The sequence below is a fragment of the Microbulbifer sp. YPW1 genome (genome assembly GCF_013367775.1).
In the GTDB taxonomy this organism is placed as follows: domain Bacteria; phylum Pseudomonadota; class Gammaproteobacteria; order Pseudomonadales; family Cellvibrionaceae; genus Microbulbifer.
On sequence record NZ_CP055157.1, the window covers coordinates 1,357,150 to 1,373,618 of the forward strand.

Genomic DNA, 16,469 nt, shown 5'->3' on the forward strand with positions numbered 1-16,469 from the left:
GAAAGTGAGCCTATCCATTACCTACGCCCGCGCACAGCTGGGCATTCAGGCGCCGCTGGTGACCGTGGAAACCCACCTCGCCAACGGACTCCCCGCATTCAATATCGTCGGCTTGCCGGAGGCAGCGGTACGCGAAAGCCGCGACCGGGTGCGCAGCGCCATCGTCAACAGCCACTTCGAATTCCCCCAGCGGCGTATCACCGTCAACCTGGCCCCGGCAGACCTGCCCAAGGCCGGCGGGCGCTACGATCTCGCCATTGCCCTGGGCATCCTCGCCGCGTCCGGGCAGGTGCCCGGTGAGACACTGGAAAACTACGAGTTCATCGGCGAGCTGGCACTGTCCGGCAGCCTGCGCCCGATCCCGGGCGCCCTGCCCGCCGCCATGGCCTGTCGCGACAGCGGCCGCACCCTGGTCACCGACACCGACTCCGCCAGGGAAGCGGCACTGATCGCAACACCCATCAAATCCGCCACCACGCTGTTACAGGTCTGCGCGCAGCTGCACGGTCGCGAGCCGCTGCCCGATGCGGTACAGGACACAGAACAGGAAGCGGTTATCTGCGCGGACCTGGCAGACGTGCGCGGGCAGCTGAAAGCACGACGTGCACTGGAGGTGGCTGCGGCAGGTGCGCACAACCTCCTTTTCTATGGTCCCCCTGGTACGGGAAAGACGATGCTGGCCAGCCGCCTGCCCGGGATACTGCCACCGCTGGCGGAAAACGAGCTGATCGAGGTGGCGGCGCTCTACTCCAGTGCCGGGCTGGATCGCGTGCGCCAGCGCCCGTTTCGCGCCCCGCACCATTCCGCCTCCCCCACCGCGCTGGTGGGCGGCGGCAGTAACCCCCGGCCCGGCGAGATCAGCCTGGCCCATCGCGGTGTGCTGTTCCTGGATGAAATGCCGGAGTTCCCGCGCTCCGCGCTGGAAATACTGCGCGAGCCGCTGGAGAACGGCGAGGTGCGCATCTCCCGCGCCCGCGCCCAGGTCACCTTTCCCGCCGACTTCCAGCTGGTAGCGGCGATGAATCCCTGCCCCTGCGGATATCTCGGCGAACCCCGCTGCCGCTGCACCCCGGACCAGATCGATCGCTACCGCAACAAGCTATCCGGGCCCCTGCTGGACCGCATCGACATGCAGGTGGAAGTCGCGAGCATGAGTGCCAGCCAGCTGCAGGATGCACCGGTGGGAGAAAGCTCGGAGAGCGTGCGCAACCGGGTGCGCAGCGCGCGTGAAATCCAGCTGGCGCGACAGGGAAAAATAAACGGCGAGTTGAAAGGCAGTGAGCTGGACGAATACTGTCGCTTGGGCAAAGCGGAAAGCGCCCTGCTGCGCGCCTCGGTGGAAAAGCTTGGCTTGTCTGCGCGCAGTTATCACCGGGTATTGAAAGTGGCGCGCACGCTGGCGGATTTATCCGGGCAGGAAAATATCGGTACCGTACAAATTGCGGAGGCGCTGGCCTATCGCAACCTGGATCGTAAAACTGTCATGCCGGCATAGCCGCCTGGTAATCGCGGTAGCTCAGTCGATAGAGCACATGCGCCTGCATCGGGTGCCCCTCGGGCAAAGCGGGATGCAAAAAATTTTCATCCTGTTGCATACCCAGCTTTTGCATCACCGCGCGCGATCGAAAATTGCCCGGCACGGTGAATGACACGATTTCTTCGAGACCGAGCTGCTCAAACCCGACCCGGAGACTAACCCGCGCGGCCTCCGTCGCGTAGCCTTTCCCCCAGGCTTGCGGCGCTAACCGCCAGCCGATTTCCACCGCCGGTGCAAACGGCATATCGTCGGTGACATGCTTGATGCCGACAAAGCCGATGAACTGCTTTTCACGCAGCGTTTCCACGGCCCAGAATCCCCAGCCATACTTTTCAATATGCGTTATCTGGCGATCGATCCCAGCGTCGCTTTCTGTGCGACTCAACAGCGCGGGAAAAAATTCCATCACGCGCGGATCTGCGTTCATCGCGGCAAACGGCTCGCGGTCACTCTCGCGCCACTGACGCAACTGCAGGCGCTGTGTTTTAGGTTCAATTAACTGCATCACTGCTGTCGGCGCTCTTTTTCGATGCGTTTATCCAGTGCAATTTGTGCAGCTGTGGAATAGTCGCGACAATCCATCACCTTTTCCTGTGTCGCGACATCACCGTAACTCCAGCCACTGGCGCCGGGATGCGGCGTCAGCAACAGCTCACAGGGAAGATCCCGCACCTTGGCAAGGGTCAAGCGAAAATCGCGCACGATGTACGGGTAGCGAGAATTGTCCAGCAACTGGTAACCGGGCGCCGTCAGGCTGTCCACGTAGGCCACATCCAGTTCTTTACCCTCACGCTGCTCACGCCAGGTCCACGCCATACTCCCCGGGGTGTGCCCCGGAACAAAGTGCACCTGAAACTGCAGGTCCCCTAACGCAATGATTTCCCCATCCTGTACATAGCGATCGACTGTAACAGACGGGTATAACAATGCGTCACCGAAATGGATATCACCGGCACCGCCACTGGCCAACAGGTGGGCAGACTCCGCATTTGCCACAACCCTTGCTCCGGTCGCGCGCTTGATGGCGGCAAGAGGACCGGCATGATCAGCGTGCCCGTGGCTGAGCAATATCCATTTCAAATCCTGCGGCGCCACCCCCAGAGTGCGCATATTCGCCAACAGATGATCTGCTGCCTGCGGCATCCCGCCGTCGATCAGCACCGCGCCGCTGTCGGTTTTGATTAACAGCGCCGTCAATCCCTGCGTGCCGATCTGCCATACATGCTCGGTGATCCGCAGTGGCTTTACAGGTGTACGCCAGGAATCGGGGACTTCGTAGGCTTTCAGTTGTGGCAGCGGTTTTTCTTCTGCCGCTAATGGCGCGATATCGGCAGTCAACATCAGGACGCCAAGCCCCAAAACCTTAATTATTTTTTGCATTACAGTACTTCCCAACGTCTTCCATCAGCGGTGAGAAAAATCGCTCTACTCCCGGACTCTATTCAGATACGGAAAACGCAGCGACATAAAACGACGATAAAACTACGACTTTTTCGCCTGCACCAGCCAGCGATCCAGCTGATCCGCAAATGCCTTGCGTTCCTGTTGTCCCAGCGGTGGCGGCCCGCCGGTGTGGACACCGCTGGAGCGCAGGGTTTCCATAAAGTCGCGCATGTTCAGGCGCGCGCGGATATTGGCTTTGGAATATTTTTCCCCGCGGGGATTCAGCGCGGTGGCGCCCTTGTCGATCACCTCCGACGCCAGCGGGATGTCCGCCGTAATAATCAGGTCGCCCTCACTGCAGCGCTGCACGATTTCGTTATCGGCCACGTCAAAGCCGGCCGTCACCTGCATGGCGCGGATGAATTTTGATGGCGGCACCCGCACGTGCTGGTTTGCCACCAGTGTCATTTCGGTTTCCGTGCGCTCGGCAGCGCGAAACAGGATTTCCTTGATCACCGTGGGGCAGGCGTCGGCATCGACCCAGATTTTTGGCATTAATCAGTTTCTCTCAATTGTGAGGGCGGTTGTTCGTCGGCGGGCGCACCTGCATCGCACTTCTTGCACTCCAGCTGCAGCCCCAGCATCCGGGTGCGGCCCGCTACCGATGTGACCCAGGAACGATTCTGCCACGGTGGATCGTGGCGCACATGCTGGTTGTGGCCACAGGCGAGCTGTGCCACCCAGTGGGCTTCGTCGTCGCGGTGATAGCCGCTAATGGGTTGCTTCATAAAGGCAGTCGGCAATAAAAAAAGGCACCTCAGGGAGGTGCCTTTATAGACAAATAATCGCGGAAGGTAAAAATCAATCTCCCGCAGGGGCCACCTGTGAGGGTTGTTCCGAGGATTTGGCCTTTTTCTGCCAGCGCGGCAGGTTGCCGTTGATAAAGACGAGCAGGAAGACCGCTGCACCCAGTGCCGTCCACACATCAAACATGGCGAGCATAAAGCCGATCACCAGGGCGCAGACCATCTCCAGCGGCTTTTTCACCAGCGGCGCGGCCACCATGATGCAGGCGAAGGCGGTGAGCGCGAGGGTGAGCATCAGGGCGATGGCCATGATCGGCTTGATCAGGCTGATCCAGGGCCAGCACAGGTAGATCAGTGGCAGGCCAAAGCCGTAGTAGGAGCCGATCCCGCTGTGCAGGTTGCGCATCTTGTCGCGCCCGCGGCGCCAGGTCTGGATTACCACCGCGTGCACCCCGGTCCACAGCACCCCCTGATAGGGAAACAGCGGTGCGAATACGGCGGAAACGGCATTGCGCAATGCCACCGCGATTTCGCTGCGCTCGAAATTGGTATCGATGGGGTCGTCTTCCCGCGCCGCTTGTGCACTGTGGATCATTTCCGTGCCAGTGACAAAATCCCCGAACAGAATCACGTAGGCCACAAACGCCAGCGGCAGTACTTCCAGGTACATGGACACCGGCGGCCAGCCGATACTCAGCGGCGACACCTTGGCCAGGGTCTCCGCCACCGGCGGCAGGAACAATCCCCAGCGGATATCGAACTGGATTTCCCCGACGAGCACCCCCACCACCGCGGCAGCCACGAAACCCGGCAGCAGCCCCAGACAGCAGACGCTATCCAGCCATTTGTAGCGGGTGCGCAGCTCCTGAACCGGGGCGGAAAAGGTAAACAACAATGACACCAGCAGCGCGGTGATAGCACTGAAGGTATGGCTCTCGAACAGCGCCACATCCTTGATAAACACCCGATCGAGGGCGGATATGGCAGCGCCAAAGATGATCCCCGCCTTCAGCGCCACCGGCAGTGCGCGCATCATCCGCTTCGACAGTCCCGACAGGCTGAACACCAGCGCAATGGCAGCGAGGGTCAACGACAGTGCGGTCATCACCTGGAACCGCTCCGGCCCCTCGGGATAGCCGCTGACGATAAATGTGAGCACCAGGGGGAAGGCCGGGGTCAGCATCCCCGGGGCGAAGGGTTCGCCGAATACCACAAACGATGCGCAGAGCACCGTGTTGGCCAGCAGCAACAGTGCCAGCGCCTCCTCGAACGACAGGCCAAAGTAGCCGATCATCACCGGCGCCATGATCAGGCTGGTGCCGCTGGCCACCACCAGGCCCTGTATGAACTGGGAGGGCACGAATTTGAGGTGCAGGAAGGGCACGCGAAAGGTAAAGGGCCCCCAGCGCCAACCGCCGGATTGAGATAGGCCGGGTTTGTGATGAGAGGTATCCAGGCGGCTGCCCGGGGAGTTGGTCTGATCCATCGCCTTGCGCTCGTTATTGTTATTACCTCTTCGAGCTTAGGTGGGGCCAGACCGGGTCACCATTATTTGCCAGGTAATCAGTCTGCCTGCATTAGTGACCGGTAAAGCAGTGGATGGTCATCCGGCACCGCCGACAGCTCCTCGTCACTGACCACACGCTCACCGTCGTCGCGATAGATGCGACCGATCAGCAGGCGCGGCTGCACCAGTTGCGAGGTGGAAGATAGGGTGTCGTTGTAAACGGTCAGGTTAACCAGCCCTTGCTCCGTATTGAGGGTCATCGGGTAATCGCTGGTGTGGATCAGGCGCCTTCCCAGTTGACGCCAGTTCTCCGGCATGGCACCGGCGGCCTCCAGCCGTTCCAGCATCTCCCACCCGGCGGGATTGTCGCTCTGCAGGGTTTCCATGGTCAGATACAGGGCAAGGCCACAGGACAGCGCCATACCGTTGTGCAGGTGGGGACGCAGGCCTTTGGGGTGCATCACCAGCTCATACATGTTCGGGTCTTGCAGCAGCGCCGGGTCCACCCGCGGCAGGAAGAACGCCAGCCAGGCGCGGTTGACAGAAATCACCCGACCGAAGTTATCCAGTGCAAACGCCGGCTCCGGCTCGGCCCGGGCCATGGCATTCTGCAGGGACTTGTTCATCCACACCGCCAGTTCCGGGGAGTCGAATACCGACTGGTCCGCAGAGAAACCCGCCGCGGTCAGCAGGTACGAGCGGTCGCGGGCACTGAGCCCGAAACAGTCCGCCAGCGCTGCCGCCACCAGGCGCGAAGGCTGGGAGCGCCCGGTCTCGAGGAAGCTGATATGCCGGGTAGACACCCCGAGATCCTCCGACAGCTGTTCCTGGGACAGGCCCAGCGTCTTGCGCCAGAAATGCATCAGGCGCCCGAAGGCACTCTCGCTGCGAGATTGTTCCACCAGGCTGAGCGGTGTGTTGGTCTTCATGTTGCGGACCTGTGTTATCGGTTGTTCTTATGCTGTTCCCTCTGTCGGGAAATCTCGTCGTCGCGTTGATCAATATAAATCCAATCGGCAGACGCAGCCAACCCGCGGCGCGACTGATAGAATCGCACCCTCCGTGTCATTCACCGTCATCCACTACAGCTGTACCCCATGACCAAACTCAACCCGCGCCAGGCGGAAGCAGTCAAATACATCGACGGCCCCTGCCTGGTACTGGCCGGTGCCGGCTCCGGCAAGACCAGTGTAATTACGCGAAAAATCGCCTATCTGATCGAACAATGCGGCTATCAGGCACGAAATATTGCTGCCCTGACCTTTACCAACAAGGCCGCACGGGAGATGAAAGAGCGGGTTGGCAAGCTGATCACCGGCCCCGATGGCAAGAAATCCAAGGCCTCCCACGGCCTCACCGTATCCACCTTCCACAACCTGGGCCTGAATATCCTGCGCAAGGAATACCGCGCCGCCGGCTTCAAACCCGGCTTTTCGATTTTTGACTCGGAAGACGCCCGCGGCCTGATCAAGGAGCTGATGCTGCGCGACGGCGACCTGGACACCGACCTGCTGGACCGGGTGCAGAACCAGATCTCCAACTGGAAGAACGACATGCTCTCCCCGCGCAAGGCGCTGGAAATGGCCCAGAGCCCGGGGGAGCAGGCGATGGCGGTGGCCTACGGGCGCTACTGCGACGCCCTCAAGGCCTACAACTCAGTGGATTTTGACGACCTGATCATGATCCCTGTGCAGCTGTTCGACACGGACCCGGAGCTGCTGCAGCGCTGGAGAAGAAAAATCCGCTATCTGCTGGTGGATGAGTACCAGGACACCAACAGCTCCCAGTATCTGCTGGTGAAGTTGCTCGTCGGCAGCCGCGGCGGTCTTACCGTAGTGGGCGACGACGACCAGTCCATCTACGCCTGGCGCGGCGCGCGCCCGGAAAACATGAGCCAGCTGAAGCAGGACTACCCCAACCTGCGCCTGATCAAGCTGGAGCAGAACTACCGCTCCACCAGCCGCATCCTCAAGGTGGCCAACCACCTGATCGCGCACAACCCGCACGAATTCGACAAGGCACTGTGGTCCGATCGCGGTCTCGGCGACGAGATCCGCGTACTCAAGGTGACCAATGAAAACGAGGAAGCCGAGCGCGTCGCCAACGAGATCTTCCTGCAGAAGGCCCGTCGCGGGTGCAAGTTCATGGACTTCGCGGTGCTCTACCGGGGCAACCACCAGGCGCGCCTGATCGAGATGAAGCTGCAGGAAAACCAGATCCCCTACCAGCTCTCCGGCGGCACCAGCTTCTTCGCGCGCGCCGAGATCAAGGACGTGATGTCCTACCTGCGCCTGCTGGTAAACCCGGACGACGACAACGCCTTCCTGCGCATCATCAACACCCCGCGCCGCCAGATCGGTACCAGTAGCCTGGAAGCCCTGGGCAACTACGCCAAGGGTCGCGAAGTCTCGATGCTGAGCGCCTGTACGGAAATCGGTTTCAAGGAACACATCACCGAGGCCGGCTACGAGCGCTTGAACCGCTTCGCCCACTGGCTCGAGGGCGTGGCGCGCAACTGCCGCGACAACAGCCCGGAATCGGCGCTGCGGGAGATGCTCGACGATATCGACTACGCTGGCTGGCTGTCGCAGAACGCCAGCAGCGAAAAGGTCGCCGAGAAGCGTATGGAGAACGTCTACTGGCTGCTCGACTCCCTGATGAAAACCATGGAGGGCACCGACGACGAGCTGGAGCAGGACGTGCGCCTGGAACAAGCCATCTCAAAACTGATCCTGCGCGACATGCTGGACCGCCAGGAAGAGGAAGAGGCCACCGACAAGGTCAGTCTGATGACCCTGCACGCGTCCAAGGGTCTGGAATACCCGCACGTGTTCATGATCGGTATGGAAGAAAACCTGCTGCCGCACCGCAACAGCATCGAAGACGACAACATCGAGGAAGAGCGCCGCCTTACCTACGTAGGTATCACCCGCGCGCAGAAGACCCTGACCATGACCCTGGCAGGCAAACGCAAGATGTTCGGGGAGAACCAGGACACCACGCCGAGCCGCTTCCTCGACGAACTGCCGCAGGAAGACTGCATCTTTGAAGGATTCGGCCAGGCGACGCCAGAGCAGAATCAGGCCAAGGGGGAAGAGACCCTGGGATCGCTGCTCAGTATGTTTGATTGAGGCACCTTGAGGCGTTACTTCGATAACACCTCAAGGTAGTACATCAGCCGCCAATATGCTGCAGGGTCTTCTTCGTAAAGAGTCCACAGCCTGATAGATGCGACGGCAAAAAATACCAACATTGCCATTCCGACGACCAAATCTCTATAGGTAAATGTTTCGCTCCCCGGAAGCGGTTTTTTAGCCCACCTGGAAATAAAGCGCTTTACCGCTCTCTTAGGCCTAGCCACATCCCAAGATGTGGTTTTACTCCTTGATACTTTCATGCCCACGAGACTCATTCCTTAATGCGCGGATTGCAAAATGAGCTGGGATTTTAGCGACAAATTGTGGTTGTTTTCTATACAACATGCGTACCAATTCAGCGCCACACTAGCCATTTGCGCATGGGAGGCAAGTCTTTCAGACATAAAAAAAGCCGCTCCATGAGCGGCTTTTTTGCACCGGTGTAAGCAGTCGCTTACTTGCTGCCTTCCACCATGTGGTCAACAGCAGCCTTCACTTCATCGTCGCTGCAGTCCATGCACAGGCCGCGCGCCGGCATCGCGTTGAAGCCGTTGATGGCGTGGGTGTACAGCGTATCGATACCCTTGTCGATACGCGGCCCCCAGGCAGCGGCATCGCCAAGCTTGGGCGCGCCCGCGGCACCGGTCGCATGACAGGCGGCGCAGTGGCCGGTATACACGTCGCTGCCGCTGCGGGTACCACCGGAAGAGGCACTGGCTGCCGGTGCCGCTGCGGCACACTCGTCGCCCTGCATACAGGTCTTGCCGGCCGGCGCGATACGCTCGGCGATCTGCTCATCTACAGACTGCGCCACAGCTACTGCCGCACCAGCCACCACGGCCAGGGCCGCCACGAAATTCAAAACAACTTTCATCCAATCCCCCTAAAGGCCTTGTGCGGCCCGTAGATTCCGGTGTGTTAGCCACATACCTCTACAATTCAGCCGCGCATTATAAGCATAGCGCCCGCCTCTGCGAAGGCCCGCGCACCAATAGTGCCCGATTTATGCCCCGCCACCGGCCAATTTCCTTTGCCCCGCCACAGCCGTTCTGTATAATCCGCGTCCGCGCCGGGGTTATCTAAGCCCTTGATTTGGCGCAGATTTGGCCTCCCAGGTCAGTCAATCCGCCCGTAGCTCAGCTGGATAGAGCGTCGCCCTCCGGAGGCGAAGGTCAGAGGTTCGAATCCTCTCGGGCGGGCCATATATAAAAAAGGCCACCCGTTGGGTGGCCTTTTTTATATATAGTCCCAAGCCCAAGGGCTTCGACCAATTCCCAGGTTCGACTCGTAGGCGCGCAGCGCCGGAGAGCAGCGAGCCCGCAGGGCGAAGCTAATCCTCTCGGATGACTTTTCTTATATGCCACCTCAAGCCCGAGGGCTCTGACCAACTCCCAGGTTCGACTCGCAGGCGCACAGCGCCGGAGAGCAGCGACCGAAGGGAGCTATCTGGAGCGAGGCGGATAGCCGCGAACAATGAGAGCGCATCCTCTCGGGCAACCTCGTCCATGTTAAAAAACAAAACCCCTGCTCACATGTGAGCAGGGGCTTTATTTTATCGATCTGAGAATAAGGCTTGGCTGACGTATCTAATTCCAGCCAACTTTCCAAGAGTCGACTAAACCGCAACAGGTTTATATTGTTCCAATACGGATCAAAGCCGCAGCGTATTAGCCTTGAATTCACCGATACAATAATCCGCAGCCGCGTGTAATTCCTGCTTCAATCGCGCCGCCTCGTTCCCTACCAGTTCGTCATAGGTAGGCGCCGTCTCGCTATCCTCATGGCTAAATTTGCTGCACATAGATTCGGCGAGCACTTCCTTGGTGGAAGTGTCGACCAGCCGTAAAACAGCGCTGTAGCCTACTTTGTATTTATTCCAAGTGGTCGGGAAGTAAACGAAGTTCCAATTCGTGGTGCGAACATCCAGCAGCAATCTGGCATCACTTACTTGCGCAGTGAGGTCGTCCAGCTTGGCGCCAGAGGTTTCAATTCTGGTATCTTCAAGAAGGCGCAGCGAGTATTCCTTGGCCAGCTCTGTAGCCAGAGAGTCATAGATATAGCCGGCAGGGTCTTGCACATTATTTTCGGCAACCAGCTTATTGCCCGCAGATATCATGGCGACGGCACCAAGTGCACCAAATGCACCTTTACCGGCCGTCATCGCTGCAAAGCCCGGTTTTTCACTGGAGAAAGATCCGCTGATGGCTCTGCCCTCTATCATCGGAATCGACTCTTCAGACAACGGCACTGTTTTAACACCAGCACAGCCAACAGCGGCAAGCGCCAGGCTCAGGATGAAGAGTTTCTTTAACATGTTATTTCCCCCAGTAATTTGAGTTTATTGTTTATCTTCCACAAGCACCGCATCGCAAGCTGGCACGCACAACTAATCCCCACCCGCGGCCTCTTATCCCATCGAAATCTTTTAAAAAAACATGGTTCCAGGCTGCTGCGAGAGTCTGCCGCGCCCAAATTCAGCCAAATGGCACAATAATACACATTTCTAATATTTACAAAAACTCAGTATTAAATTTCCACCAATACGTCATATCCCAACCTAAAATCCTAATCTTCAATTAAGGGGAGTTCTTTTGGTCGTAAGTTTTCTGGAGCATCGGGCGCGGCATTAGGCAGTGTCAACACATACAACCCGTCTCGGGGGCATACATAAAAAAGGCCGCTGATGCGTAAACATCAGCGGCCAAAGACAGGACCAAATGAAATTTATTTAACGCTTACAGCAGCATGTAAGTCCGCATGGTGATCTGCTTGGTGTGGCTGCCCTTCGGGCCAGTCATTTCCACGCGCAGATGTACAAACTCACCCGCTTCGCCCGCATTCGGGATAGTGGCAATCCACTCACCGTCTACCTGCTCCACTTCTGCGTCCACCCAGCTGCTCTCAGAGAACTTGGTGGAAACCGGGCAGTACACAAATGCCGGTACGGTATCCACAACACATTCCTGGCCGTAGCCGTACTGCAGGGAGACGGAGGAGAGGTCGACTTCACCCAGCCCATCCATTACCCCGGACAGCTTGACCTGCATCGGTTCACCGGCGTTTGCGGTGTTCACGATGCTCACCGGCAGGTCGATTACCGGTACCAGAACCGGTTGCGGTCCCTGTTGCTCGGCGCTGGTGTTGAAGGAGTAAATGCCCTGGTAGAGCGAGCCCAGGTGGTCACCCACCGGAGAACGCTCGCCCACGCCTCTCGGGTAGTAGCGAATTTCCAGGGTGATTTCACTGTTGCTGTCGGGCACGGTGAGCAATCCGCCGTCCGGGTACTGGGTTTCGCCATTGACGGTCAGGCCATACGCCGCACGCCCGTTGTAGCCACCGGTGCCGTCGTGACCGGCCGCATCACCAAACGAGGGGGTGCGGATCTGCAGCACATTGGTATCGCGATACGCGAGAGGGGAGCCACTGCTCAGCAGAGTTCCGCCACGGGGGCCCTTGAACCAGGAAGTTTCCTCTTCGGCGCCAGCAGTCATCAGACGCGGACCGTCGAAGTAACCACCGTTGCTGCGCAACTGGTGGTCGGGCATCACAATGTTGGTCCAGGCATTTTTGCTGGTCGCGGTGTAATACTCTTCGCGTTCCACCGGGGTCATCACCAGCTGCGGGCTGCCGGTGGAGTAGAACTCACCGGTGCTGTTGGTCATGGCCATCACATCGGTCCAGGCCGGACGGTCGTCATCCTGTGCGTGGTAGCGCGCAGTGATTTTGTGCATGTCTTTTTCGTGGACCTGCACCAGACCGCCGTCGATGTGCCCGTCGGTGATGTGGTTGATGGAATAGGCGTAAGGGGTGCGTTCCGCCGCAATACCAGACCAGCTCACCAGGTTGTTACCGGCTTCTACCTGGGCCGCGATGCGCTCGCCCTGCTCGCTGCTCACACCGATCACCGGTACCTTGGGCGTACCGTTGATGATGCCCTTGTAACGACCACTGCTACCCGGGCGATAGAAAATCACACCCGCAGCGCCGTGCTTCATCGCATTGCCGACCATGTAGGAAGTCAGGTAGTAGGGGTTGGAAATCAGCGCGATCTTGCCTTCCAGGTCGAACTGCTCCCAGTCGGTCGCGTAGCCGGCATCGCCCACGGCGACCATTTCGGCACTGCCTTCACCGTGGAAGCTGAGCGCCAGGCCCTGGTTGACGTAATCCAGCACTTCGCCGTTTTGCAGGGTCACCACCGCTTCAGGGGCAATCGCGCGGGTAGTCACGAAAGAACGGAAGCGCTCGTCGTGGCCCTGTGACCAGGCGTAGAAGTTCTTGACGTAATCCGGTGCCAGCTCCATTGCCGCCAGCTTCGCCGTTTGGGCATCGTCCAGCGCGTAGGTAAAGCCAAAGGAATAGCCCTGGGGTGCCAGCGGTTTGTCGGCCTTGAATTCCACCTTCTCTGCATTGCGCGCATCAAACTCGATGGTGGCGTTGCTGGATACCTTGCGACGCAGTACCGCCATCTGTGCTGCGGACTCGACCAGGCCACCGAAAGCGCTATCGGTATCGAAGGTCATGATGTTGGCGACGATGCTGTACTCACCTTCCGGCAGTTTCATACTGGCGACACCGTTGTGTACCGCCAGATAATGACCCCAGTCATCTTCGTCGTTCATCACGTAGATTTTGGACGGGGACTGTGCCGGCTTGCCGCGGTGGTCGGTGACGGAAAAGCTCAGCTCGACTTGCGGCTGATCGATCCAGAAGGAAACCGGAACGGTGAGACGCTCGTCGGTGTTGCCGACAACGGTGCCCTCGATGCGACCGGTGATTGCACCGTAAGCACCACTGCGCAGGCCAACGGTCGGGTCGATCCAGACCGGCACCTGGACACTGCCGTTCGCCGGTACGGTAACGGACTTGACGCCCAGTCCGGCCAGAGTTGACGGCAATTCCACGGACTCGTCTTCACCGACGATATCCAGCTTCAGTTTGAAGGTTTTGTCTTCAGCGGAGAGGTTTTCCAAGGTGACCGAAGTTTCGGTGTACTCGTAATGACCGCCGGTGAAAAAGCCCAGTTCCGGATTCGGGTTGGCCACGACGTTTTGCACCATCGCCTGGTTGACGTCCATGGGGCCTGCGCCCTGCTCCAGCACGTTCGCATCGCTCGGAGTTACCGAAGAGGTCAGCACTTTTTTCAGCTCGCGCGGCGTCAGTTCCGGGCGCGCCTGCTTGAGCAGCGCAGCGCCGCCGGAAACATGCGGCGCGGCCATGGAAGTACCGGAGAGAGCGGTGTAGCCGGTTTCGCCAAAACCACCGGACGCAGCCGCAACCACGGCAACCCCCTGGGAAGCGATATCAGGCTTGGAAGAGTGGCCATCCGGGGACGGGCCGCGGGAGGAGAAGACCGCGGTTTCGTTGTTGCGATCGATCGCACCCACGGTCAGGGCGCTGGGCGCACAACCGGGAGAACCGACGGTTTCGCGGGTAAAGCTGTTGCCCGCAGAAATAACAAACAGGGCTTCGTCGCTCAGCGCTTCCACCAGATCCACCATGGGGCCGTCACAGGAAGTGGCGCTGCCACCCAGGGACATGCTGACGATGTCGGCGCCCTGCTCCACGGCCCAGATCATGCCGTTCAGAATACCGAAGGTAGAACCGCCACCGGTATTGCTCAGGACCTTGCCGATCACCAGATTGGTTTCCGGCGCCATACCTGCCCAAAGGCCATTGGATTCAGCGCCGGTGCCGGCGATGGTGGTGGCAACGTGGGTGCCGTGACCATTCAGGTCGTCCACACCGTTGCGGGAATAAGTGAAGTCACGGGAAGCGACAACGCGACCAGTCAGGTCCGCGTGCTCGGTGTCGTAACCGGTGTCCAGTACCGCCACAGTGACACCTTCACCGGTGAAGTCCGCGGCGTACTTGCCATGGGCGCCGGTCAGCGGCACGGTCGGGGTCAGGGTTTCAGAACCGGACACCTTGTGTGCATGCACAAACGCATCCAGCCACACGCCTTCCACGCTGTTATCTACGGTCAGCTGGGTCCAGAGTTGAGCAGCCTGGGACTTTTCGATACCGAAAGCGGCGCTGTCGATAATTTCGATTTCACCGGTCAGGGACATACCGTTGAGTGCTTTGGGCACTGCAGCGCCCTTTAGGGTGCCGTCGACGTATTCGACAATCACCGGCAGCTTGCTGGTGGATGCGTCGTCGTAGCCCGCCTCGTAGAGCTTGCTGATATTGAACAGCTCCATGTCCACGGCTTTTGCATCTACCAGCTGTTGCGCCTTGGGCGGCACCACATAGGTGCTGTCACCGTACTTGTAGATGCTGGTCACTACGTCACTGCCATCTTCACCCATCAGGCGAATACCGGCCAGCGCACCGTCATTTTTTACAACGGCGGAAACCTTGTCACCGGTAATCAGGGTAAAGGTCAGTTCGCCACCAGCAGGCTGCTGCTCGGGCTCCTGGGCCAGAGCGGGAGCGGCGGACAGCCCCCCCGAAAGCGCAAATATAGCCGCGGCCAGGCGACTCACTCTGCCAAAATTATTCATCTTAAATACCTAAAAAATTTAATTTTATTCTCATCAACCGCGCCGCAAGGCTCTGCCTTATGTCAGGAACAAGCCCATGGATTTCACAGGGAGAGATTAAAATCGCGGGTTATTATTCTGTTGAGGAAGGAATTCCTGACTCTTCAGTTTACTTACCCGCGCAGTTTTACAAGCTGTCCCTAGTAAGACTTGGTGGTACGTCACAACCTCACAGAACTCTGCGTAACGTTGTGTAACGCCACTTGCCATAAAACGGCCGGTGAGCCTGTGGATATCGCGATCTAATTCAAATAATCAAATCCAGCTTCTACAGGCGCATGAAATAGAAATAAATTTCTAGAATGAGATGTTTAAAAAATCAGGAACAGAAATGAGAAAATTGGGGAAGGGAGAAGTCGTCGAATGAGTGCCTCCGCCACGGGCGCGGCGGAGGCGCGAAATCAGTTTCAGAGTTTAACTAGTAGCTTACCCTGGTTTTCACCACTGAACAGCAAGTTGATACCTTCCTTGGCACTGTCCAGCCCTTCGATGACATGGGTGCGGTAACGGATCTGGCCATTCTGCACATATTTGGTCAGGGCTTCGGTCGCTTCCTGTGCCTTGTCCAGGTGGTCCGGCACCACAAAGCCCTCCACGCGCAGACCTTTCAGGTTGATGTCCATCCAGTTCGGACCCGGCGCCGGCTGTTCGAAGTTGTACTCGGCGATCATGCCGCACACCAGGATACGACCGAAGCGGTTCATGCGCTTGTACGCCAGCGCCTGAATCGGACCACCGGTATTTTCAAAGAACAGGTCGATACCGTTCGGACACGCCTGGTCCAGCTCCAATGCGAGGTTGTCTGACTTGTAGTTGATCGCCTTGTCAAAACCCAGCTCTTCTTCCAGCCAGCGACATTTTTCGTCACTACCCGCAGTGCCCACTACACGCAGGCCTTCGGCTTTGGCCATCTGGCCCGCCAGTGAACCGACAGAACCGGCCGCTCCACTCACCAGAATGGTCTCGCCCGCTTGCGGCCGGCCGATCTTGATCAGGCCCACGTAGGCCGTGAGGCCGGTGACATAAAACACCGACAACAGGGCTTCCGGATCGAGGGAGGGATCCACGACCTGCATTTCCTCGTTGCCGAGCACGTACTCCGCCCAGCCGGTGGTACCGATTACCCGTGCGCCTTGCGGGTAATCGGGATTGCGGGACTCCACCACCTCACCCACGCCGTAGGAACGCATGACCTCGCCGATCTGTACCGGCGGCATGTAGCTGTCCTCGCGCGGGTTCAGCCAGGTGCGCATGGCCGGGTCGAGGGACATATAGGTCTGCTTGACCAGGAATTGCCCCTCTTCCAGGGTCGGGGTTTCCAGTTCGACGGTTTCAAAAATATCCGGTGTCAGGTCGCCGTTCGGGCGCTTGCTCAGTTGGATCGCTTTGTAGGTCATAGAACACTCTTTGCTGAACTGCGTGGCAATGATTTGTTGGCAGTGTGATCTCTTTGTACCCGTCCCGAGGAATGGGCAGGCAGGACTGATTCGATCGCGTATTGTCGCGGCAAGGGCAAGAGTGAAACTTGTCTAAAGGCGTAAATTATTTGTCAATTCA

The 16,469-nt window shown here is 58.7% G+C and carries 12 protein-coding genes and 1 tRNA gene; 3 read left to right on the top strand and 10 right to left on the bottom strand.

The annotated features are described in order from the left end of the window. The first annotated feature begins 4 nt into the window (after positions 1-4). On the top strand, positions 5-1,495 hold the full coding sequence (locus HUW35_RS05765; protein ID WP_181254665.1) for a YifB family Mg chelatase-like AAA ATPase: 1,491 nt from the start codon (positions 5-7) through the stop codon (positions 1,493-1,495). Here the strand turns inward: HUW35_RS05765 and HUW35_RS05770 are convergent. From HUW35_RS05770 to HUW35_RS05795, 6 genes are all read right to left on the bottom strand, one after another. Continuing rightward, a complete protein-coding gene (locus HUW35_RS05770; RefSeq protein WP_181254666.1) occupies positions 1,482-2,042 on the bottom strand; it encodes a GNAT family N-acetyltransferase in 561 nt (186 codons plus the stop codon). The two genes, HUW35_RS05765 and HUW35_RS05770, sit on opposite strands and share 14 nt — an antisense overlap. Further along, positions 2,042-2,917 (bottom strand): subclass B3 metallo-beta-lactamase, encoded by an 876-nt coding sequence (bla, locus tag HUW35_RS05775; RefSeq protein WP_255463509.1) that lies wholly within the window; start codon positions 2,915-2,917, stop codon positions 2,042-2,044. The genes HUW35_RS05770 and bla overlap by 1 nt, the downstream gene beginning before the upstream one ends. 102 nt (positions 2,918-3,019) lie before the next feature. Further along, positions 3,020-3,475 carry a YaiI/YqxD family protein gene (locus tag HUW35_RS05780; protein ID WP_181254667.1) on the bottom strand — a complete coding sequence of 152 codons (456 nt, stop codon included), beginning with the start codon at positions 3,473-3,475 and terminating at the stop codon, positions 3,020-3,022. Further along, positions 3,475-3,708 carry a DUF3565 domain-containing protein gene (locus HUW35_RS05785; RefSeq protein ID WP_181254668.1) on the bottom strand — a complete coding sequence of 78 codons (234 nt, stop codon included), beginning with the start codon at positions 3,706-3,708 and terminating at the stop codon, positions 3,475-3,477. Before HUW35_RS05785 ends, HUW35_RS05780 begins: the two co-directional genes overlap by 1 nt. A 73-nt stretch (positions 3,709-3,781) precedes the next feature. Next, on the bottom strand, positions 3,782-5,212 hold the full coding sequence (locus tag HUW35_RS05790; protein ID WP_181254669.1) for a hypothetical protein: 1,431 nt from the start codon (positions 5,210-5,212) through the stop codon (positions 3,782-3,784). 77 nt (positions 5,213-5,289) lie between these two features. Next, a complete protein-coding gene (locus HUW35_RS05795; RefSeq protein ID WP_181254670.1) occupies positions 5,290-6,162 on the bottom strand; it encodes a helix-turn-helix domain-containing protein in 873 nt (290 codons plus the stop codon). 168 nt (positions 6,163-6,330) lie between these two features. Here HUW35_RS05795 and rep point away from each other — a divergent pair, with 168 nt between their 5' ends. After that, on the top strand, positions 6,331-8,364 hold the full coding sequence (gene rep / locus HUW35_RS05800; protein WP_181254671.1) for a DNA helicase Rep: 2,034 nt from the start codon (positions 6,331-6,333) through the stop codon (positions 8,362-8,364). Positions 8,365-8,824: 460 nt separating this feature from the next. Here the strand turns inward: rep and HUW35_RS05805 are convergent, their stop codons facing one another. Beyond that, positions 8,825-9,244 carry a cytochrome c5 family protein gene (locus tag HUW35_RS05805; protein WP_181254672.1) on the bottom strand — a complete coding sequence of 140 codons (420 nt, stop codon included), beginning with the start codon at positions 9,242-9,244 and terminating at the stop codon, positions 8,825-8,827. Between the two features lie 251 nt (positions 9,245-9,495). On the opposite strand from HUW35_RS05805, the gene HUW35_RS05810 reads away from it, so the two are divergent. Further along, a tRNA-Arg gene (locus HUW35_RS05810) sits at positions 9,496-9,572 on the top strand. Between the two features lie 449 nt (positions 9,573-10,021). Here the strand turns inward: HUW35_RS05810 and HUW35_RS05815 are convergent. The 3 genes from HUW35_RS05815 to HUW35_RS05825 all read right to left on the bottom strand — a co-directional run bounded on the left by HUW35_RS05815 (position 10,022) and on the right by HUW35_RS05825 (position 16,309). Next, positions 10,022-10,684, bottom strand: coding sequence for a hypothetical protein (locus HUW35_RS05815; protein ID WP_181254673.1), 663 nt, complete (start codon positions 10,682-10,684; stop codon positions 10,022-10,024). Between the two features lie 421 nt (positions 10,685-11,105). Then, complete coding sequence (locus tag HUW35_RS05820) at positions 11,106-14,873, bottom strand: S8 family serine peptidase (protein WP_181254674.1); 3,768 nt, start codon at positions 14,871-14,873, stop codon at positions 11,106-11,108. Positions 14,874-15,319: 446 nt separating this feature from the next. Then, a complete protein-coding gene (locus HUW35_RS05825) occupies positions 15,320-16,309 on the bottom strand; it encodes an NADP-dependent oxidoreductase (protein WP_181254675.1) in 990 nt (329 codons plus the stop codon). Positions 16,310-16,469 lie beyond the last annotated feature (160 nt).